Raw genomic sequence first — 19,874 nt, 5'->3', positions numbered from 1 at the left:
GGTGTCTATTTGAGGTGGGGTCAGTCTTGCATCGGCACTTGGTTCAATTTGGCGTCGGCGCCTACAGGCATCGCCGTCAGGTTTGATCGTGACGACAGAAAAGCCCTCCCAAAAGGGAAGAAAAGTATTAATATCGCGCATAAGAACGCCGGTTTTTTAGATGTGTTTGCTCGCACGAACATCATCCATCAAATCGGCGTTCTTGTTTCTGTGTTTCCCGGGATTCCGTGAAGAACCTTTTTTTGTGCCTGCCATTCAGCTCGGCGCTCCCTGTGCGGCCTCGGCGTGGAGGGGCGCGATGGGGCGTCGACCGAGGAAAATGAGCACCGCCGCGGCCGTCAGCAAGGTGACGCCCGCCAGCAGTTGCAACAAGTTGTTGAAGCCGGCGATATAGGCCGTGCGCAACACCGCCACGGGCAGGCTCGCACTGGCGTGCTGCACATTGCCCATGACCAGGCTCTGCGCAATGACGGAAACGTCCAGCGCCGTGTGCTGCGGCAGATGATGCGCAACCAAGGCGCTCAACACCGCCAGGGTGACCGCCAGCGCCACGCCCTCACTGGCCACGCGTGTGGTATTGAAAATCCCCGCCGCCATACCCGCACGTTCTTTGGGAACCACGCTGATCGCCAGCCCGTCCATCAAGCCCCATGGCAACCCGGTGCCGATGCCGATGATCAGCATCGCGACCACTGTCTGCCACGACTGGCCGACCTGAACCAGGCTCAGCGCATACAAGCCCGTCGCCGCGATCAGCAGGCCAATGGCGCACAGCACGCCCGCCGACAGCCAGCGCGTGAGCGTCGCCGCGAGCATCGGCACCCCCAGCATGGGCGCCGACAGTGCGAGCATCATCAAGCCTGCCTCGGACGCGCCGTGGCCTTCGACGCCGATAAAGCGCAGCGGCAGCAACACGATCAGGACGATGTAGCAGTAACAGGTGCCGATCGGCAGCAGTTGCACGCCAAGGAAGCGCGCAAAGCGAAACAGCTGCAGGTCGAGCATCGGGTGGCGGACGCGATGTTCAACGAGGATAAACACCAGCAGCAACACGGCGGTCGCCGCCAGCAGGTACCGCGTGCTCGCCGCGCCCCAACCCTGTTCCGGCGCGAGGATGACCGCTGTGGTCAAGCTCACCAGCATGGCCGAAAACGTCAGCACGCCGGCCGTGTCCAGGCGCAGTGCCCGGGGATCGCGGCTTTCTCGCAGGGTCGGCGCGGCGAGCATGAGCGAGAGGCCTGCCAGCACGGCCGTGCCGAGGAAAATCGCGCGCCAGCCCCACTGTTCGATCAGCAGCCCCGACAACAGCGGGCCAAACGCCAGCCCCGCGCCGAAGGTGGTGCCCAGCAGGCTGAAGGCGCGCGTGCGCGCATGCCCGTCAAATTCCTGGGCCAGCGCCGCACAACCGCTGGCCAGCGCGATGGCCGCCGCGACGCCTTGCAGTGCGCGCAAGGCATCCAGCCAGAGCATGCCCGGTGCCACCGTCAGCCACAGGGAGGCGCCAGTAAACAGTGCCATGCCCCATAAAAACAAGCGCTTGCGCCCATAGCGGTCGGCGAGGGTGCCGGCGGCCATCAACAAGCTGCCGAAGCTGAGCATGAACGCGTTGGTGATCCACGCCAGTTGTGTGGGGTGGGCGGCGAATGTCTGGCCGATAAATGGCGTGGCGACAGCGCCGCCGGTAAAGCTCATGGGTAACACCAACGCCGCCAGGCAAATCGCGGCCAGGATGGCATGGCGGCCCGGGGCGGGCAGGGTCTCGGTGGTGGTGTGCATGGGGGTATTCCGGCTGTTTTATGAAGACAAAGACTCTAGGCAGGATGCAATCGTCGATAAACAGCCTTACATTCCATTTATAGCGGACTAAATGGATGTAATGGCGTGACGGATAATCTCAGCGGCGTGATCGCCTTCGTCAAAACGGCAGAAGCCCTCAGCTTCGTGGGGGCCGCGCGGGCACTGGGGGTTTCCGCCTCGGCGGTGGGCAAGAATGTCGCCAAGCTCGAAGCCTCGCTGAATGTGCGCCTGCTGCACCGCAGCACGCGCAAAGTCGGCCTGACCGCCGAAGGTCACTTGTTCTACGAGCGCTGTCGGAAAATTCTCGACGACCTGCACGACGCCCGCGCCATGCTTTCCCATGCCATACAAGCGCCCCGTGGCAAGTTGCGCGTCAGCCTGCCGACCATCGGCTACCGCTTTCTCTTTCCGCATATGCTCGCGTTCAGGCAGACCTACCCGGAGATCGAGCTGGAATTGGATTTCAACGACCACCTGGTGGATGTGATTGAGGAGGGCTTCGACGTAGTGATCCGCAGCGGCGGCCTGGCCGATTCGAGCTTGATGGCCCGCAAGCTGGGGCCGTTCAGGTTTGTGCTGTGTGCATCGCCCGCGTATCTGCGCGAGCACGGACGGCCGGCAACCCTCGCCGATCTTGAGCGCCACCCATGCTTGCGTTATCGGTTTGCCACCACCGGCAAAATCATGGACTGGACGTTGTCCGCCAACCCCGCGATCACGGCGTTGCGCCTGCCCACCGCGCTGACGTTGAACAATATGGAAGCCATGCTCAGCGCCGCCGTCGATGGCCACGGCATTGCCTACGTGCCGGACTTTCTCGCCCGCGAAGCGCTCGCCCAAGGGCAGTTGGACACTGTGTTGGAGGGCCATTGCGAGGACGAGGGCCAGTTCTGGGCGTTGTGGCCGTCCAGTCGCCATCTCTCGCCGAAAATCCGCGTGTTCGTGGACTTCGCCGCCGCGCGCCTGTTCACAACCCGACCAACCGGTAGCCCACCTGCAACTCGGTAATGAAGTACTGCGGCTGCGCCGGGTCGGCCTCGAGTTTTTGCCGCAAATGCGCCATGTGTACACGTAGGTAGTGGGCGCGGTCGACGTAGTCCAGGCCCCACACTTCCAGCAGCAGTTGCCGGTGAGTCAGCACCCGGCTCTGGCCGCGAATCATCGCGCAGAGCAAGCGGTACTCGATGGGCGTCAGGTGGACCGGCTGGCCCGAACGCCCATGGCGGTCGCAACAAAAAACACCAGGGAGAGGCCAATAAACATCAGGTCGTACATGGCGAACTCCCTAGAATTTTTCTGCGCGAATAAGTGCGTAGCCCAAGTAAGCGAACAGCCCCACGGCGCATAAGCCGCTGGCGATATAAATGAACGTGAGTGTGAGCACGGTGTAACTCCCCTGAATGAATAAGCCGTAATGGCGGACGCGGGGAGGTTAATCGCTGGGGTATCAAGCCCAGGCACTGATTAGCGGCGGCGGTATTAAGACGGTATAGAGACGAAATTATGCGGGGCGAACGAAAAAAAGGGATAGCCCGCCGCCCGGGTATCCCTTGAAAAACTGGGGTCCTGCTGATGTTGACGCGCTGTTTATTTGGCTTTCTTTTTCTTCTCGCTGCGCGTGGCGAGGTGCTCGAAGCAAAACGCGGCGGTGCCGAAGAGTGCAATCATTGAGAGGACGACCATGCCTAAAGTTGAACTTTCCACGATGACTTCCTACGGATGTTTGGGGGTAGGAAGTGACGGTAGAACGTTCGCGCTTAGTGACTCAATAGAGGCGACGTAATCGTTATGGCGAATTGGCAATCTATACGCATTCTTTACGAAAAGTAGAACAACACAACATCTGCTTATTGTAATGAGATCTAAATGTGGGAGGCAGCAAGCCCCCTCCCACACAGCCCCCAACCTTACAAGTTGCGGCTATGCCGATAGTCGCTGACGGCTTCGTACACCGCTTTACGCAACCGGTTGATCCCGCCGATGGGGCGATGCGCCTCCAGCCCGAACCATGGGTTGAACGACTGGTTGTCGCACGCCAGGTTCAGCGCCGGCGTGTCGAAATCCTGGGCGGGGATCGTCACCTTGGCCACGGTTTCATAGGGCGCATCGCTTTCCTTCCATTCGATGCTGGTGTCTTCGATCGGCATGAACTTCTGCGGGTTCTGCCGCTGGATCTGCAACACGAAACACGCCGGTACGCGGTCGGTGGACAGTTGCTGGTTCAGCGCACTGCGCAGGAAGTTCGGCAGGTCCTGGTTCTGTTTGGGCGGCACGTAATCCGGGCAGCTTTGCGGGTCGGGTGCGACGCGGAACTTGGCGTTGGCCGCGCCGAACTTGTAGGGCGAGACGGAAAAGTACGTGGTCTGGGTCGGGCTGGCTGGCGCGGGGGCCAGGGTCGCCAGGGCGATGAACAGGTGGCGCACCTGCCAACTGCGCGGGTCGAGCTTGGGAAAAAATGCCAGGACCTTCTTGCCGTCCGCCTGGGCCCCGATGTTCTGCGCGTATTCGGCCACGTCGCTGACAAAGAAGTTCGGGTGGCTGAACATCACGAAGTCCTGCTCGGCCCGCGCTTGCTGGTCGGCGAGCAGCTGTTTGCCCGGCACGTCGAGCAGCTTGATGGCCATGCCGCGCGCATCGCGGATGCTGTCGAATTGCGGGTAGGCGTTGCCGTTGGACAACCGCATCATGGCGTGCCAGGTCTTGCCCGGTTCGGCGAACACACCTTGGCGTAACGCCGGGTCGAGGTCGGCCAGCACACTGACTTCGGCCTTCACGCAACCGTGGGCCTTGGCGTGGGCGTCGCGCAGGTAGCGCGTGCCTTCGCGGTGTTGGTCAACGATACGCACTGCCGTCTGGATAATGCCTTGGGTCATTGCCGCTTCACCGGACGGGATCTGCTCATCCGGCGACACCGGACCGCTGTACTGCCAGGCGTACCAGGCGGTGGCGGCCAGCCAGCCGAGCAGGCCAAGGGCCAGCAGCCATGCCAGGGTTTTGCCGAGCACGGCGCCGAGGCGCAGCCACAGGCGCGCGAGCATGGAAGGTTGCTGGTTGTGCGAGTGGATAATCATGGCAGTTGTTGCTCCAGCGGGCCGCCGAGGACTTTGAGGTATTCGAGCAGCGCCCAGCGTTCCTGGGGCAGCAGGCCGCGGCCGATGACCCCGTTGCCACGCTGGCCGGCACGGAATTCATGGCCGCTGTTGTGGTTGCCGGTGATGCGCGTATCGAACAGGAAGGCATTTTTGAACGCGTCGGTCTGAAAGCCCAGGTGGCGAGGGTCGTAGTCGAAGGTGCCTTTATAGAAGGTGGTGGCGCGCTCGTCCTGGGGCGAGAGCAACTGGTAGATCGTCGGCACCGAGCCGTTGTGCAAGAACGGCGGGGTGGCCCACACACCGGCCAGTGGCCGCGCTTTGTAGGCGCGCAATTCGCGCACGCCGATGGGCAGGCCGTAACCGTCCAGGCGTGGGCGCTCGGCCGGGGTAACGCCAGCGGCGCGGTAGGCGTGGTCTTCAACGAAGGCGGTGACGTAGGCCAGTCCCTTGGCCACGGAGATTTTTTTCAGGTCCAGCGGTTCGGTGGGCGTGGGGTGCAACTCGACATTCAGTTTGGCCAGCTCCGCCGGGTCCCATTTCAAGGCGCTGAGGTCATAGCGCTGGTCGGCAATGTTGTTGGCGGCGCCAGGGTCGGTGCCGATGGCGTCCACCGGGAGCATCTTCAGTTGCTGTACCGGGCGGCCATTTTGCTGGGTGACGGCCGGCACATGGCAGCCGGCGCAGTTTTCGGCGAACAGTGCGCGGCCCTGGGCGGCGAGGGGCTTGTCGATGGCGCCGAACAGGTCTTCCGGCCAGGTCGGCGGCTTGAGGCGCTGCAGGGTTTCTTCGATCAGGTTCAGGTCGCGCACCCGCACGCTCGACGGGTAGCGCGCGTCGCCCTGAAGCGGTTGGCCGGCGTTGTCGAAGAAGCCCAGGGTGGCTCCCACGCCGAGGGCTTCGCCGATATTGCGCGCCATCGGTTGTTGCGCTGAACCGTTCCATTGCACCCAGTCGAACGTCCAGATATCCCACAACTGCGGGTAGTCCACAGGCGCGTTGGCAACGCGGTAATTGTCCGGCGAAATCGCGTCGCCGAAGCTGGCGTTGGCGATGCGGCCGAAGGCATCGGTGCGCCCCGGGCCTTCTTCGGTGGGGTAGAGGCCGCGATGGGTGTCGTTCCAGGCGACTTTGAGGAACTGGTTCAGCGACTGTTTGAAGTCCTGGCGCAGCAGTTGTTCATTGTGAGTGTCGTAATCGTGGCCGAGCACCTTGCGGGCGAAGCGCTCGAATTTCCAGGGGTTGTAATACGTCGCGGCGAGGCTGGCCACCAGGGCCTGGCCGAAACTGCCGCCGCGCAAGGTCGGCACGCTGGACGGCAGCACGTGCTGGGCCGAACCGCCGTCGATGCGCAGGGCCTGGCCGTTGAAATGCAGTTCGCCGGTGTGGCAGGCGGCGCAGGTGATGTCCAGGTATTCGGTATTGTTGCCGGCATTCTTGTGTCGAGCGAAGCCGACCGGCAGGTTGCCGGGGTTTTGTGTGCTGGGCACTTGCTTGGGGTCGACCAGGAAGCCGAAGCGTGCCAGGTACTCCGGGGCGGCGAAGCGCTGTTCGGAAAACGGCAGTTCCAGCGCGGTGAACCAGTCGTAATGCAGGCCTTTTACCTGGGTGCCCTGGGGCGTGAAGTAATAGGTCTGGCGGTCGGCGGCACTCCATTGGTCCTGGTAGCGTACCTGTTCCACGGGCACGTAGTCCGGCAGCCTGGGGTTGACGGTGTAATAGAGCACCACCGCCAGGATCAGGCCCAGCAGGGCGAGAATCAGCAATAAAACACGGGAAAAAATGCGCAAGATAACTATCCTTGTCGAGTGATTGCGTTGTTATGCCACTACGCCACAGGTGCGGCAAGTGGCCATGGTCCTGCTGACAGGCAGTCCCGCGATCCGTCGCGGGCGCCCATCATGAATGAAAATGCGTTTAAACACGTGAACTTATCAGAAGTTTCCTGCTCAGATGCCGGTAGCCATTGGTCGTGGCCGCCTGATAAGCTCGCGACTTTATTCGATTGCCCTTTTGGCGCATGAACAAGGAAATAGCATGAAACAGCATCGGTTGGCGGCGGCGGTGGCCCTGGTTAGCCTGGTACTTGCGGGTTGTGATTCGCAGACCAGCGTAGAGCTGAAAACCCCGGCGCAGAAAGCTTCCTACGGTATCGGCCTGAACATGGGCAAAAGCCTTGCCCAAGAAGGCATGGATGACCTGGATTCCAAAGCGGTAGCCCAGGGCATTGAAGATGCCGTCGGCAAGAAAGAGCAGAAGCTGAAAGACGACGAACTGGTTGAAGCGTTTGCCGCACTGCAAAAGCGTGCTGAAGAACGCATGGCCAAAATGAGCGAAGAGTCGGCAGCCGCCGGCAAGAAATTCCTCGAAGACAACGCCAAGAAAGACGGTGTAGTCACCACGGCTTCCGGCCTGCAGTACAAGATCACCAAGAAAGCCGACGGCCCTCAGCCTAAGCCGACCGACGTAGTGACTGTTCACTACACCGGCAAGCTCACCAATGGCACCACCTTTGACAGCTCCGTGGATCGCGGCAGCCCGATTGACCTGCCGGTCAGCGGCGTGATTCCGGGTTGGGTCGAAGGCCTGCAACTGATGCACGTCGGCGAGAAGGTCGAGTTGTACATCCCGTCCGACCTGGCTTACGGTGCCCAGAGCCCGAGCCCGGCGATTCCGGCCAACTCCGTGCTGGTATTCGACCTGGAACTGCTGGGCATCAAGGACCCGGCCAAGGCTGAAGCTCCTGACGCACCAGCCGCCAAGAAGTAATCGGCGCCTGAACACCCAACGCCCCGTCTCGACGGGGCGTTGTTGTTTCTGCCGCACGCTTGCACACTCAAGCCTGTGCAAACCCAAACGAACGTCCGCAACGTGCGGCAGTCTGATCAAGACTCGAGTGCAGGTAGCCGGACGCAAGCGCCAAGTCAATGAATTCTTGGGTTTTTTTGATGTGCGCAAAAAACGCCCGATCTGACTGAAGGCCTTGTAAACCGTGGCTCTCAGCGGTGAAAACCGGCTCTGTTCACAAGGTTATCCACAATTTGTGTGGATAACCTTCTCTGTCCCATGGAACTGGAGTGCCGAATGAAACCACCCTTCAATTTCGCCCGTTTTCTGCCCATGGCCGCGCGCTTGCTGGGGCGTGGGCGCTTGCCGACGCTGTTGTTCGCCGTGGCGGCCAAGGGCGCAAGCCAGGGCAACCGCCTCGGTAAGCTCAAGGATGACCTCAAGTTGCTCCAGGCCCTGTGCCTGGCCTACTGGCGGGGCGAGTACCGCGCGATCAGCCCGAAGGCGCTGGTGTCGGTCGTCGCAGGACTGATGTATTTCCTCAGTCCGATCGATGCGATACCGGACTTTATTCCCATGTTCGGCATGCTCGACGACATCGCCGTGCTGGCCTGGGTCATGAAGAGCCTGAGCGCCGAACTGAGCGCCTTTCGCGCCTGGCGTGAGGCGCAGCGTCCGGAAAAGCTCGCCGTGGTTGAGCGCCTGCCTGCGACGCCCGCGCTGCTGGCCCAGGAAAACCGGCAAAAAACCCCATGATACGGCGATCCCCCTGCGACCTTTGTGGCTGTTAGGATTACACTCCTTAGGAAAGCGCTTAAGGAAAGTGCTTACTTAGTAAGTGTTGTTATCCTACGGGGCTGTCATGGATATTCAGATAATTTCACGGGATGGCGAACCCGAATATGCGGTGTTGCCATGGGATCAGTACCAGGCGCTGCTAAAAGCCGCCGGTCAGCAGCAACCCGCATCAGCACCTTCTTCTACTGCCCACGCCGCGCCAGCCCAGGACCTGCACCCGCTTGCAGACCTGCGCGGCTTGCGCGAAGCCAAGGGCCTGGCTATTGAAGCCCTGGCCCGTACCGTGGGGATCAGCCCCTCGTACCTCGGATTGATCGAAAGTGGTGAACGCCAGCCGGATGCCGCGATCCGCCGCAGTCTGGCCTGGGAATTGGGCGTGGCAGGTTGGAGGGATGAATCTTGAGCCTACGTATCAGCCGTCAACACTGGGATGGGTTACTCCACGAACTGGACCAGGCGCGCCGCCAGCGCCACTTGCTGACTTACCGTGCGCTGCTGGAGCGCCTGCAATTTCCCACGCCGGCGATGCAGACCCTCACCGCCGCCCTGGAACATCTGGCGGCGCTGGACGCCAAGGCCGAGCAGCCGTTGCGTAGTTCCCTGGTGATCAGCCAGGGTGCCAGCCGCCTGCCGCGTACCGGTTTTTTTGAATGCGTGGAGCGCCTGGGGCGTTTTTGCGGGCCTTCCGATGGCGTGGCCGCCGCGTCCTGGCACGCTTCGGAGGTGGTGCGCGTGTTCGAATACGAGTACCCGGAATCCGCCGAGGCTTAAATCGGCAGGGGCAGCATGTCCAGGCTGTCGATCACGTGGATGCTGTAACCGGCGATGTCCTTGGCATGGTGTTTGGCCTGGGACGCCAGTTCCGCCAACTGGCTGGCATCGAGTTGTCCACAGGCCTGTGGATACAAATGCACCACGCCGATGGACAGCGACAACAGAGCATATTCCTGGCGCACACCCTGGCGGTTCAAGGCCACAAAGCAGCCGGCGTCCAGATGTTCGGCGCGATAGAAGCGTCGGCATTGGGTGTGGAAATCGTCCAGCAGTTGATTGAGCCGTTTGCGCCAATCCTGCGGCCCGAGCACCAGCAAAAAGTCATCGCCGCCGATATGCCCGACAAAGTCGCGGCTGGGGTCGACCCGGTCATTCAGGCATTGCGCCAGGCACAGCAGTACTTCATCGCCACGCCCGTAGCCATAGATGTCATTGAACGGCTTGAAGCTGTCGATATCCACGTAGCAAATCACCGACTCGCGTTGCTGCTGCAACAGTCGCGTCAGGCACTGCTGGATCGGCACGTTGCCCGGTAGCAGGGTCAACGGGTTGGCGTAGCGCGCCTGCTGGATCTTCAGCTCGGTGATCAGCTTGAGCACATCGATCACCCGGCCCAGGCCGAGGTAGTCGCCGTTCAGCGTGATGATGAAGTCTTCCTCAATGCGTTGGCGGGCGCGGCTGGTCAGCAGCCGGCTGACCTGTTGCAGGGACTGGCTCAACTCCACCGCGAGAAAATCATCGCTCATCAGGCGGCTGATCGGCTTGCGCGCGAACAGGTCGGTGGCGAAGGGTTTGAGCAGGGCGTCGGACAACGAATGGCGATGCACAATCCCGACCGGTCGGTCGCGCCCATCCAGCACCGCCAGAGAGTTGAGGTTGGCCTGGCGGCGGAAGGACTCCAGCACCTGGGCGGTGGCGGTGTCCTGATTCACTGCCGGCTGCTCGTTGAGCAGGGCGCTGAGGTCACTGCCTTCTTCGCTGAGGGCAATGTTGGAGTTGTCGGGTTTGGGTAGCATCAGGCGCGCTTCCTGCGGCGGGTGTTCTTGGGGACGACAGAGCAAATAACCCTGGATCAGGTCGACCCCCATCTCGGTCAGCACCGCCAGTTCTTCCGGCAGCTCGATGCCTTCGGCAATCACCTGGGCGCGCGACGCCCGGGCGATCTGCAGGATAGAGCCGACAAATTCGCGCTTGAGCGCGTCCTGGTGGATGCCGTCGATAAAGTGCCGATCGATCTTCACGTAATCCGGACGCAGTTCCGACCACAAGCGCAGGCTGGAATACCCCGCGCCCAAGTCGTCGAGCGCGATGGCGAAACCCATGTCGCGGTAGTGATGCAGGGCGGTTTGCAGCAGGTCGAAATCGTCGGTGGGCGACTGCTCGGTGAGTTCGATCACCACTTGGTTGGGGGGGATGCCGAAGTCCCGCAGCAGTTGCAGGGTGCGGCCCGGTTGGTGCGCGGTTTCCATCAGGGATTCCGGCGAGATATTGAGAAACAGCTTGCCCGGCAACTTCTGCTCGCTGAAGCGTCGGCATGCGCTTTCGCGGCAGGCTATTTCCAGTTCGCTGAGGCGCCCGGCATGGCCGGCCACGGCAAACAGGGCGACCGGGGAGTGCAGCGGGCTGTTGGACGGGCCACGGCTGAGGGCTTCGTAGCCGAGGATACGCCGCTCGGACAGGCAGATGATCGGTTGGAACAGGCTGTGTAAACTGCCTTGAGCCAGGATAGAGCCCAATGCATTCAGCTGTTCGGTCATGGTCATGGCGATCTCGATCTCGATCGAAAAAAAAGGACCGCAGGCGGTGAGCCGACGGTCCTTTATTTCACGACAGAATGATGTCTATATGATGACACTCTGCAGCGTGATCACATTAAATAGCCATCATTTATTGCTTGGCCACCTGTTTGGTCACTTTCAGGTAGTCCAGCAGAATCCGGCCTGTCTCGGCCAGGTAGGCGTCGTCTTCCGGCTTGGTTTTATCCGCCTCGGTCGGCAGCGCGTCTTCATCTTCTTTCTTCAGTTCCTTGAGTGGGGCTTCGCCCTTGGCCTTGCGGCGGACGTTCTCCAGCACCAGTTGCTGATTCTCGATGTCGGCGTGCTGCTTGCGACGATCCACTTCATTGAGGCTGACGGATTTTTCTTCCATCAGTTTCTTGGCCAGGGCCAGCTTGTCGCGGATGAACATGAACTCGGCATCCTTGGCGGAGCGGGTGTCGTGGTCAGCCTTCAACTGCGCCAGGAATGGCTTGAACGGGTCCGACGCGGGCTTGATCGCAGGACGGATGGTGTCCCACGGCATGGCCTCGGGCAGGGCGCTCTCGCCGATTTCCTTGGTGTCGATGATCGACGGGAAGTCGATGTCCGGCAGCACGCCCTGATGCTGGGTGCTCTGCCCGGAAACCCGGTAGAACTTGGCCAGGGTCAGTTTCAGCTCGCCATGGTTCAGCGGCTGGATGGTCTGCACGGTGCCTTTGCCGAAGGTCTGGCCGCCGATGATCAAGGCGCGGTGATAGTCCTGCATGGCGCCGGCGAAAATCTCCGAGGCCGAGGCCGACAGGCGGTTGACCAGCAACGCCATCGGGCCTTTGTAGAAGGCGCCCGGGTTCTCGTCTTCGAGCACGTCGACACGGCCGTCAGCGTTGCGCACCAACACGGTGGGACCCTTGTCGATAAACAGGCTGGTCAGCTCGGTGGCTTCCTGCAGGGAGCCGCCGCCGTTGTTGCGCAGGTCGATGACCACGCCGTCGACTTTTTCTTTCTGCAGCTCGGTCAGGATCTTCTTAACGTCGCGCGTGGTGCTCTTGTAGTCCGGATCGCCAGCACGGAAGGCCTTGAAGTCCAAGTAGAAGGCCGGGATTTCAATCACGCCCAGCTTGTAGTCCTTGCCATCCTGCTTGAGGTTGAGGACCTTCTTCTGCACGGCCTGGTCTTCGAGTTTCACCGCTTCACGGGTGATGGACACGATCTTGCTGGTCTGGTCGTTCGGCGCATTGGTGTGCGGAATCACTTCCAGGCGCACCACGCTGCCTTTCGGCCCACGGATCAGCTTGACCACTTCGTCCAGGCGCCAGCCGACCACATCGACCATCTCTTTGTCGGCCTGGGCCACGCCGATGATCTTGTCGGCAGGGGCGACCTGCTTGGTCTTGTCTGCCGGACCGGCCGGTACCAGACGCACGATTTTCACCTGGTCATTGTCGCTTTGCAGGACGGCACCGATGCCTTCCAGCGACAGACTCATGTTGATATCGAAATTTTCCGCGTTATCCGGCGACAGATAATTGGTGTGCGGATCGTAGGACATCGCGAAGGTGTTGATGTAGGCCTGGAAGATATCTTCGGCACGGGTCTGGTCCAGACGTGCCAGCTGATTCTTGTAGCGCTTGGTCAACAGCTCTTGAATGGCCTTCGGCTCTTTGCCGGCGATCTTCAGGCGCAGCACTTCGTCCTTGACGCGTTTGCGCCACAGGTCATCCAGGGCGGCGGTGCTGGTCAGCCAAGGGGCGTCCTTGCGATCCACCAGAAGGCTTTCCTTCTCGGTGAAGTCGAACTTGTCGATGCCTTTGTCCAATTCACCCAGGGCGAAGTCCAGACGCGCTTTGACGCGGTCCAGGTAACGCTTGTAGATGGTGAACCCGGGCTGCAGGTCGCCACTCTTGAGGAAGTCGTCGAACTGGGTCTTCCACTTGTCGAACTCAGCGATGTCGCTGGCCAGGAAGTAGCTGCGCGACGGGTCCAGCAGCTTGAGGTAGCTGTCATAGATGATCACCGAGCGAGCGTCGTCCAGCGGCGGCTTGCTGTAGTGATGACGCTTGAGCAACTCGACGACGTTAAGGCTGGCAATCACCTCATCGCGATCAGGCTGAAGATTGTCCCAGCTGTTGGCTGCGAACGTATTGGTCGACATCGACGACAAGCCGAGACCAATGAAAAGAGCTAGGGCGGTGCTGGGGAACAAATGCTTCATGCTGATTCGACGCGGGGGCAATTGATAACGCATATTAGGCCGTCTTTGAAGTCGCCGGTTCCATTTGGGCCGGTCGCATAATGCAAAAAGCCCGGCGATACAGCTACGGGCTCAGTCCAGACTCACTATGGAGGCACTGTGAAAGCATTGCAAGGCGTTGAAGGTCATGTGGAGTGGTTGGAAGAGCCGAGTCCTACATGCGATGTAGGTCAGGTTCGCATTCGGGTGGCGGCTGCGGGCCTCAATCGTGCCGATTTATTGCAGCGTGCGGGGCTGTATCCGCCGCCGCCGGGCGTCAGCAAGGTGTTGGGCCTGGAGTGTTCCGGGGTGATCAGCGAGGTCGGCGCGGGTTCGTCCTGGCAGGTCGGCGACCGCGTCTGCGCGCTGCTGGCCGGCGGCGGCATGGCCGAGGAAGTGGTGGTGGACGCCCGTCACGTGCTGCCGGTGCCGGAAGGCCTGTCGTTGATCGAAGCGGCGGCATTGCCCGAGGTGTACAGCACCGCGTGGTTGAACCTGTTCCAACTGGCGGGCGTCAAGCCCGGCGAGAAGGTGTTGCTGCATGCCGGCGCCAGTGGCGTGGGTTCGGCGGCGATCCAGCTGTGCAAGGCGTTCGGCAGCCCGTGCTGGGTCAGTGTCGGCTCGGCGGATCGGTTGGCCTACTGTGAAGCCCTCGGCGCCCAGGGCGGCGTGGTCCGCACGGACGGTATTGAAGGGCTGCGGGATTTCGGGCCGTTCGACGTCATCCTCGACCCGGTCGGCGCCAGCTACGCGGCGCTGGACCTCAAGTTGCTGGCCCTGGACGGTCGTTGGGTGCTGATCGGCCTGATGGGCGGGCGCGAGGCGCAACTGGACCTGGCGCAGGTGCTGGGCAAGCGAGTGCAACTGCTGGGCTCGACCCTGCGCAGCCGTGACGATCAGTTCAAGGCCGACCTGTTCAGTGACCTAAGCCAGCATGTCTGGCCGTTGTTTGCCGAAGGCCGCTTGAGCCCGCAACTGGCCAAGACCTTCCCGATCAACGATGCCGAGGCGGCGTTTGCGGAGCTGGCGACCAACCAGATTTCCGGCAAGTTGGTGTTGGTGATCGACGACAGCCTGACCTGATCCCGAATTGGAATGGGGTCAATGTGGGAGGGGGCTTGCCCCCGATGGCGGTGTATCAGATGAAATATTCTTCACTGACACACCGCCATCGGGGGCAAGCCCCCTCCCACATTTGGATCTTGGTCGAATCAGGCCCAGCGGTGGACCGGCCAGCCGGCTTTTTCGGCGTGCTCGCGCAATACCGGGTCGGGGTTCACCACCTGCGGGTTATCCACCTTCAGCAGCAGCGGCAGATCATTGCGCGAATCCGAATAGAAGTACGCGCCTTCCAGGGTTTCCCCTTCCTGCTCCAGCCATTCGAGCAAACGGGTGATCTTGCCTTCGCGGTAGGTCAGGACGCCGACGGTACGGCCGCTGTACACGCCGTGGCTGACATCCAGCTCGATCCCCAACACTTCGTCGATGCCGATACGCGCCGCAATCGGCGTGACCAGGTGGGTGCCCGACGCGGAAATCACCAGCACCCGGTCGCCGTTCGCGCGGTGGCGGGCGATGGTGCGGGTGGCGTCGCTGTAGATCAGCGGTTCGATCACGTCCTCGACCCAGGGCTCCACCAGGTGCTCGATCTCCTCCGGCGTGCGGCCGATCATCGGCTCCAGGCTGAAGTCCATGAACTCTTCCATGGCCAGCTTGCCCTGGCTGTAGGCGTCCATCAGTTCGTTGTTCTTGCGCATGAACGACTCGGGGTCGACCCAGGCCAGGCGGCCCATCTGCTCGCTCCACAGGGTGGCGCAGTCGCCGTGGATCAGGGTGTCGTCCAAATCAAAAATTACCAATGCCATCCGTCACACTCTCTTAAAAAATCACTGCTGCTCAGGCTACTTCACACAGTGCGCTCGGGTCGATGGAAAGTGCCAGGCGCTGGCCGTCGGGGTGCAGATCGTCCGCCGAGCGGTTGAGCACGTCCACCACCAATTCCACGCCGCGCGCTTCGATACGGTAGCGAATCACGTTGCCCAGCAGGCTGTGGCTGCGCACCAGGGCGTCGAGTTCGCCGCTGCGGCTCAGTTCGATGGCTTCCGGGCGAATCGCGATGCGCCCGCTGATCGGCCGTTGCAGCAGTTGGCTGGCCTTGTCCGCGTCGAGCAGGTTGTAGTTGCCGATAAACCCGGCGGCAAACACATCCACCGGCGCGGTGTAGAGGGTTTCGGCATCGCCGCTTTGCACGATCTTGCCCTGGTTCATCAGGAAGATCCGGTCGGACATGGTCAGCGCTTCTTCCTGGTCATGGGTCACGAAAATCGTGGTCAGGCCCAATTCGCGCTGGATCTGGCGGATCTGCTCGCGCAGGTGCTTGCGGATGCGCGCATCCAGCGCCGACAGCGGTTCATCCAGCAGCAACAGGCGCGGGCGGGTCACCAGGGAGCGGGCGAGGGCCACGCGCTGGCACTGGCCGCCGGACATCTGGTGCGGGTAGCGCCCGGCCAGCTCCTTGAGCTCCACCAGTTGCAGCACGTCCTGCACGCGTTTGTGGCTGTCGTCGGCGTTGACCTTTTGCATGCGCAGGCCGAAGGCGACGTTTTGTTCCACGGTCATGTTGGGGAACAGCGCATAGCTCTGGAACACCATGCCGATCTGCCGTTTCTGCGGGCTCAAGGGCACGATGTCGTGGCCGTCGAGGAGGATCTGGCCACTGTCGACCGAGGTCAGGCCGGCGATGCAGCGCAGCAAGGTGGACTTCCCGCAGCCGGACGGGCCGAGCAGGGTGACGAATTCGCCCTTGGCGATCTCGCAGTTGATGTCACTGAACACCGGGGTGCCGGCGTAGCCTTTTTGCAGGTGTTGGACGCTGACGAAGCTCATTGGCTTTTGTCCTTGTTCAAGATGTTGGCGGCCCAGGTCAGCACCAGCACAAAGAAGAAATAGGAAATGACCACGGCACTGGTGAAGTGGCCGCTGCTGTTGCGCATGTTGTTCAGGTACACCTGCAGGGTTTCGTAGCGCGTGCCGACGAGGATATTGGCGAACACGAACTCACCGAACAGGAACGAAAACGACAGCAGCAACGCCACCATCAGGCCCTTGCGCAGGTTGGGCAGCACCACCAGGATCGCTGCCTGCCAGGTGCTGGCGCCGAGCAGTTGCGCGGCGTCCATCAGGTCGCGCAGGTTGATGGCTTGCAGGTTGTTGGTGATCGCGCGGTACATGAATGGCAGCGCCACGGTGAAGTAGCAGCCGATCAGAATCCACGGCGTCCCCACCATCGCCAGCGGCCCGGAGCCATAGAGTTGCAGCAGGCCCACCGACGACACCACCGGCGGCACCGCGAACGGCAGCAGGATCAGGATGTTCATCAACGCGTCGAGCCTGGGGAAGTGGTAATGCACCACGAACAGCAGCGGCAGGATCAGCACCACCGACAAAATCAACGCGCCCACGCACACCAGCAGGGACTGGCCGAAAGCCATCAGAAAGCGCGGGTCGCTCCACAGTTGCACGTACCACTTCACGGTAAAACCGGCCGGCAAGATCGTCGCCGACCAACTGCTGGCAATGGAGTAGACAAAGGTGCCGATCAGCGGCAGCACCAGGATCGCGAACAACAGATACACCACCACCCGGTGGTAGAGGGAGGCCGGGCCGGCTTCAGCGCGAGACATGGTAGCTCCTCTTGAGCAGCAGTTGATGGACCACGGTGACCACGGTCATCAGCGCCACCAGCACCACGGCCAGGGCGCTGGCCATGTTCGGGTCCAGGGATATGTCGCCGGACACCATCGCCGCGATCCGGATCGGCAATACGTTGAAATTGCCGGTGGTCAGCGCGTAGACCGTGGCGTAGGCGCCGAGGGCGTTGGCCAGCAGGATCACGAAGGTGCCGAGCAGCGCGGGGGTCAGCACCGGCAGGCCGATGTGGCGCCAGAACTGCCAGCCGTTGGCACCCAGCAGGGCGGCGGACTCGCGCCAGTCTTCGCGCAACGCATCGAAGGCCGGGTAGAGCAGCAGCACGCCCAGCGGGATCTGGAAGTAGGTGTAGAGAATGATCAGGCCGGTCTTGGAGTACAGGTTGAAGTCCTGAATGATCCCGGCCTGCTTGAGCATGATGGTGATGCTGCCGTTGAAACCGAGCAGGATGATGAAGGCAAAGGCCAGGGGCACGCCGGCGAAGTTGCTGGTCATGTTGGCGAAGGCGGTGACGAAGTTGCGCAGCGGCGAGTCCACGCGGCGCAACGAGTAGCTGCCGAGCACCGAAATGATGATGCCGAACACGCTGGAGTAGAAGCTGATCTCCAGGCTGTACTGGATCGCCTGCAGGTAGAACTTTGAACTGAAGATTTTGCTGAAGTTGGCCAGGCCCCAGCCGAACTCTTCCGATTGCAGGCTGTTGATCATCACCCACGCCAGCGGGGCAATTTCAAACACGATGAAGAACAGCGCGAAGGGCATCAGGCACAGGATTGCCAGCCATTTGCTGCGGGTCATGGCACTCACTTCAACAGCTCCCGGCAGACAGGTTTGTCGTGGGGCACGCCCAGCAACGCGCAGACGGTGCCGCACAGCTCGGTTTGCCTGGGCGTGGCGTCGGGATCGAAGGTGAAGGCCGAGCCGAGCACGAACAGTGGCACTTCGCGTTCTTCCGGCAGCAGGCCGTTGTGGGAGCGGTCGTTGTTCATGCCGTGGTCGGCGGTCACCAGCACCTGATAGCCGGCGTCGAGCCAGCCTTGCAGGTAGTCGGCCAGGAGGATGTCGGCCGAGCGTGCGCTGTTGCGGTATTGCGCGCTGTCGAGGCCGTGCTTGTGGCCGGCGTCGTCGATGTTCATCGGGTGGACGACCAGCAGGTTCGGCGCGTGTCTGCAGCGCAGGCTTTCGGCGTCGGCGAACAGGTGCGAATCCGGGTAGTGGTCCTGCCAGTAGAAGTGCCCGTGCTGGATCGCCAGGGTCTTGTCGTCGGTATGCCGGTCACGGGCGGCGATAAAGGGCGTGCGGTTATACAACTCGCTGACCCAGTGATAAGCCGCCGCGGCGGTGGTGAGACCGGCGTCGCGGGCATAATGGAACAGGCTGCGCTGGTTGGACAGGCGCGACACATGGTTGTGGGTGATGCCGCTGTCGATCGGCGGCACGCCAGTGAAGATGCATTCGTAGAGCGGCCGGGAGAGTGACGGCAGTTCACATTCGAGTTTGTAGAGGGCTGCGCGTCCTGCGCCGACGTAGGCTTGCAGATGCCCCATGGCATGACGGGCAACCTCGAAGTTCAGGCCGTCGAGCACCACAAGGATGACGTTGTGCTTCATAGGGGGAGACGCTCCGCAACAGATGGGTTTGGATCGGGTTTGCGGTTGGAATCGGAACAAATGTGGGAGCAGGCAAGCCTGCTCCCACACTGACCGCATCTACAGCTCAGGCATTACTGCATATTGATGATGACTTCTTCCTGCCACTTCTGCGGCAGTGCCTTGGAGCTCTTCTCCCAGGCGGCGGCATCCTTGATCGGGGTGACGTGCTTGTATTGCTCGTTCGGCAGCAGCTTGTCCTGCACTTCCTTCGGCAACGTCAGGTGTTCGGCGCGAATCGGCCGCGCATTGCCCTTGGCCAGGTTGATCTGGCCGGCGTCGCTGAAGATGTATTCGCGGGCCAGTTTGGCGGCGTTCGGGTGCTTGGCGTATTTATTGATGATGGTGGTGTAGCCGGAAATCACCGAACCGTCCGATGGGATCAGCACCACGTAGTCATCCGGGTTGGCCATCTTGGCTCTGTAGCTCAAGCCGTTGAAATCCCAGACCACGCCGACTTCCACTTCGCCTTTTTCCATGGTGGCGATGGTCGGGTTGGCGAGGGACAGGCGACCTTGCTTGGCGATGTCGGCGAACATCAGCAGGGCCGGCTGCAGGTTTTTCTCGTCGCCCTTGTTGGCGATGGCGGCGGCCAGCACACCGTTGGCGGCTTGGGCGGCGGTGCTCACGTCACCGATGGAGACCTTGTATTTGCCGCTCTTCAAGTCAGCCCAGCTGGTTGGTACGTCCGAGCCGTGCAGCAGCTTTTTGTTGACGATAAAGGCGATGGTGCCGGTGTAGGCCAGCGCCCAGTTGCCGTCTTTATCTTTCGCCCAATCCGGGACCTGGGCCCAGGTGCTTGGTTTGTAAGGCTGGACCACGCCCTGTTTCACCGCGATCGGGCCGAAGGCCGCGCCGACGTCGCCGATATCGGCACTGGCGTTGTCTTTCTCGGCGGCGAACTTGGCGATTTCCTGGGCCGAGCTCATGTCGGTGTCGATGTGCTTGAGGCCGTAGGTCTTGGCCAGGTCATCCCAGGTGCCTTTCCAGTTGGCCCAGTCATCGGGCATGCCGACGCTGTTGACGGCGCCTTCCGCTTTCGCGGCGGCTTCGAGCGTTTTTAGATCGGTATCAGCGGCCATGGCGGCGGTGCTCATGGCAATGGTCGAGCCTAACAGTGATGCCAGGAAAAGCTGTTTCATCCGAAGCTCCTTTGGGCGTTTTCAACGCGGCGTTTTATATGAACGTTAGCGGTGGTGTTGGTCTAGGTCAGCAATACCTGAGCCAATCTAGGCGGGATGGATGACAGTTTCATGTCGATGTCGTTTTTGAAGCACCGATGTCG

The 19,874-nt window shown here is 61.5% G+C and carries 18 protein-coding genes and 1 pseudogene; 6 read left to right on the top strand and 13 right to left on the bottom strand.

The genetic code is table 11. The annotated features are described in order from the left end of the window. Positions 1 to 255 precede the first annotated feature (255 nt). Positions 256 to 1,776 carry an MFS transporter gene (locus INT12_RS21995; protein WP_193040632.1) on the bottom strand — a complete coding sequence of 507 codons (1,521 nt, stop codon included), beginning with the start codon at positions 1,774 to 1,776 and terminating at the stop codon, positions 256 to 258. Between the two features lie 105 nt (positions 1,777 to 1,881). On the opposite strand from INT12_RS21995, the gene INT12_RS21990 reads away from it, so the two are divergent. Further along, a complete protein-coding gene (locus INT12_RS21990; protein WP_169885617.1) occupies positions 1,882 to 2,805 on the top strand; it encodes a LysR family transcriptional regulator in 924 nt (307 codons plus the stop codon). Here the strand turns inward: INT12_RS21990 and INT12_RS21985 are convergent. The 4 genes and pseudogenes from INT12_RS21985 to INT12_RS21970 all read right to left on the bottom strand — a co-directional run. After that, positions 2,765 to 3,013, bottom strand: a pseudogene (locus INT12_RS21985) (winged helix-turn-helix domain-containing protein); the annotation flags it as partial. The gene INT12_RS21990 and the pseudogene INT12_RS21985 overlap by 41 nt on opposite strands. A gap of 69 nt (positions 3,014 to 3,082) precedes the next feature. Next, entirely contained in the window at positions 3,083 to 3,181 is a 99-nt protein-coding gene (gene kdpF, locus INT12_RS21980; RefSeq protein ID WP_074851717.1) for a K(+)-transporting ATPase subunit F, read from the bottom strand. Between the two features lie 523 nt (positions 3,182 to 3,704). Continuing rightward, the gene (locus tag INT12_RS21975; RefSeq protein ID WP_371920074.1) at positions 3,705 to 4,835 is read right to left on the bottom strand and encodes a catalase family protein; all 1,131 of its coding nucleotides are present in this window, start codon (positions 4,833 to 4,835) and stop codon (positions 3,705 to 3,707) included. Positions 4,836 to 4,864: 29 nt separating this feature from the next. Continuing rightward, on the bottom strand, positions 4,865 to 6,676 hold the full coding sequence (locus INT12_RS21970; protein ID WP_046491068.1) for a di-heme-cytochrome C peroxidase: 1,812 nt from the start codon (positions 6,674 to 6,676) through the stop codon (positions 4,865 to 4,867). A 247-nt stretch (positions 6,677 to 6,923) separates the two neighbouring features. On the opposite strand from INT12_RS21970, the gene INT12_RS21965 reads away from it, so the two are divergent. The 4 genes from INT12_RS21965 to INT12_RS21950 all read left to right on the top strand — a co-directional run bounded on the left by INT12_RS21965 (position 6,924) and on the right by INT12_RS21950 (position 9,242). Further along, entirely contained in the window at positions 6,924 to 7,655 is a 732-nt protein-coding gene (locus INT12_RS21965) for an FKBP-type peptidyl-prolyl cis-trans isomerase (protein WP_017846882.1), read from the top strand. Between the two features lie 315 nt (positions 7,656 to 7,970). Then, positions 7,971 to 8,429 (top strand): YkvA family protein, encoded by a 459-nt coding sequence (locus tag INT12_RS21960; RefSeq protein WP_017846883.1) that lies wholly within the window; start codon positions 7,971 to 7,973, stop codon positions 8,427 to 8,429. A 106-nt stretch (positions 8,430 to 8,535) separates the two neighbouring features. Beyond that, on the top strand, positions 8,536 to 8,874 hold the full coding sequence (locus INT12_RS21955; RefSeq protein WP_017846884.1) for a helix-turn-helix domain-containing protein: 339 nt from the start codon (positions 8,536 to 8,538) through the stop codon (positions 8,872 to 8,874). Beyond that, positions 8,871 to 9,242: a hypothetical protein gene (locus tag INT12_RS21950; protein ID WP_017846885.1), complete on the top strand. Its 372-nt coding sequence runs from the start codon at positions 8,871 to 8,873 to the stop codon at positions 9,240 to 9,242. The genes INT12_RS21955 and INT12_RS21950 overlap by 4 nt, the downstream gene beginning before the upstream one ends. On the opposite strand, the gene INT12_RS21945 is transcribed toward INT12_RS21950, so the two are convergent. Next, complete coding sequence (locus tag INT12_RS21945) at positions 9,239 to 11,008, bottom strand: bifunctional diguanylate cyclase/phosphodiesterase (RefSeq protein WP_193059013.1); 1,770 nt, start codon at positions 11,006 to 11,008, stop codon at positions 9,239 to 9,241. The genes INT12_RS21950 and INT12_RS21945 overlap by 4 nt on opposite strands. A 124-nt stretch (positions 11,009 to 11,132) precedes the next feature. Further along, on the bottom strand, positions 11,133 to 13,214 hold the full coding sequence (locus tag INT12_RS21940; protein WP_169886158.1) for a carboxy terminal-processing peptidase: 2,082 nt from the start codon (positions 13,212 to 13,214) through the stop codon (positions 11,133 to 11,135). 138 nt (positions 13,215 to 13,352) lie between these two features. Here INT12_RS21940 and INT12_RS21935 point away from each other — a divergent pair, with 138 nt between their 5' ends. After that, positions 13,353 to 14,315, top strand: coding sequence for a zinc-binding dehydrogenase (locus INT12_RS21935; protein WP_026140008.1), 963 nt, complete (start codon positions 13,353 to 13,355; stop codon positions 14,313 to 14,315). Between the two features lie 128 nt (positions 14,316 to 14,443). Here INT12_RS21935 and INT12_RS21930 read toward each other — a convergent pair whose 3' ends face one another. The 6 genes from INT12_RS21930 to INT12_RS21905 form a co-directional block, all read right to left on the bottom strand. Continuing rightward, complete coding sequence (locus INT12_RS21930) at positions 14,444 to 15,097, bottom strand: HAD family hydrolase (RefSeq protein WP_017846889.1); 654 nt, start codon at positions 15,095 to 15,097, stop codon at positions 14,444 to 14,446. A gap of 31 nt (positions 15,098 to 15,128) precedes the next feature. After that, entirely contained in the window at positions 15,129 to 16,118 is a 990-nt protein-coding gene (locus INT12_RS21925) for an ABC transporter ATP-binding protein (protein ID WP_057005837.1), read from the bottom strand. Continuing rightward, positions 16,115 to 16,915: an ABC transporter permease gene (locus INT12_RS21920; protein WP_017846891.1), complete on the bottom strand. Its 801-nt coding sequence runs from the start codon at positions 16,913 to 16,915 to the stop codon at positions 16,115 to 16,117. The genes INT12_RS21925 and INT12_RS21920 overlap by 4 nt, the downstream gene beginning before the upstream one ends. Then, positions 16,902 to 17,738: an ABC transporter permease gene (locus INT12_RS21915; RefSeq protein WP_164887057.1), complete on the bottom strand. Its 837-nt coding sequence runs from the start codon at positions 17,736 to 17,738 to the stop codon at positions 16,902 to 16,904. Before INT12_RS21915 ends, INT12_RS21920 begins: the two co-directional genes overlap by 14 nt. Before the next feature lie 5 nt (positions 17,739 to 17,743). Next, the gene (locus INT12_RS21910) at positions 17,744 to 18,550 is read right to left on the bottom strand and encodes an alkaline phosphatase family protein (protein WP_017846893.1); all 807 of its coding nucleotides are present in this window, start codon (positions 18,548 to 18,550) and stop codon (positions 17,744 to 17,746) included. Positions 18,551 to 18,663: 113 nt separating this feature from the next. After that, positions 18,664 to 19,731, bottom strand: coding sequence for an ABC transporter substrate-binding protein (locus INT12_RS21905; protein ID WP_017846894.1), 1,068 nt, complete (start codon positions 19,729 to 19,731; stop codon positions 18,664 to 18,666). Positions 19,732 to 19,874 lie beyond the last annotated feature (143 nt).

Source organism: Pseudomonas sp. K8 (genome assembly GCF_014889455.1).
GTDB classification, from domain to species: domain Bacteria; phylum Pseudomonadota; class Gammaproteobacteria; order Pseudomonadales; family Pseudomonadaceae; genus Aquipseudomonas; species Aquipseudomonas veronii.
Note: the sequence above shows the minus strand (reverse complement) of the source record. Positions and strands in the feature narration are given on the sequence as shown.

Coding starts and splice junctions, on each gene's coding strand:
- INT12_RS21995 (WP_193040632.1), bottom strand. CDS start 1,776: ATGCACACCACCACCGAGACCCTGCCCGCCCCGGGCCGCCATGCCATC.
- INT12_RS21975 (WP_371920074.1), bottom strand. CDS start 4,835: ATGCTCGCGCGCCTGTGGCTGCGCCTCGGCGCCGTGCTCGGCAAAACC.
- INT12_RS21965 (WP_017846882.1), top strand. CDS start 6,924: ATGAAACAGCATCGGTTGGCGGCGGCGGTGGCCCTGGTTAGCCTGGTA.
- INT12_RS21960 (WP_017846883.1), top strand. CDS start 7,971: ATGAAACCACCCTTCAATTTCGCCCGTTTTCTGCCCATGGCCGCGCGC.
- INT12_RS21955 (WP_017846884.1), top strand. CDS start 8,536: ATGGATATTCAGATAATTTCACGGGATGGCGAACCCGAATATGCGGTG.
- INT12_RS21945 (WP_193059013.1), bottom strand. CDS start 11,008: ATGACCATGACCGAACAGCTGAATGCATTGGGCTCTATCCTGGCTCAA.
- INT12_RS21940 (WP_169886158.1), bottom strand. CDS start 13,214: ATGAAGCATTTGTTCCCCAGCACCGCCCTAGCTCTTTTCATTGGTCTC.
- INT12_RS21930 (WP_017846889.1), bottom strand. CDS start 15,097: ATGGCATTGGTAATTTTTGATTTGGACGACACCCTGATCCACGGCGAC.
- INT12_RS21925 (WP_057005837.1), bottom strand. CDS start 16,118: ATGAGCTTCGTCAGCGTCCAACACCTGCAAAAAGGCTACGCCGGCACC.
- INT12_RS21920 (WP_017846891.1), bottom strand. CDS start 16,915: ATGTCTCGCGCTGAAGCCGGCCCGGCCTCCCTCTACCACCGGGTGGTG.
- INT12_RS21915 (WP_164887057.1), bottom strand. CDS start 17,738: ATGACCCGCAGCAAATGGCTGGCAATCCTGTGCCTGATGCCCTTCGCG.
- INT12_RS21910 (WP_017846893.1), bottom strand. CDS start 18,550: ATGAAGCACAACGTCATCCTTGTGGTGCTCGACGGCCTGAACTTCGAG.
- INT12_RS21905 (WP_017846894.1), bottom strand. CDS start 19,731: ATGAAACAGCTTTTCCTGGCATCACTGTTAGGCTCGACCATTGCCATG.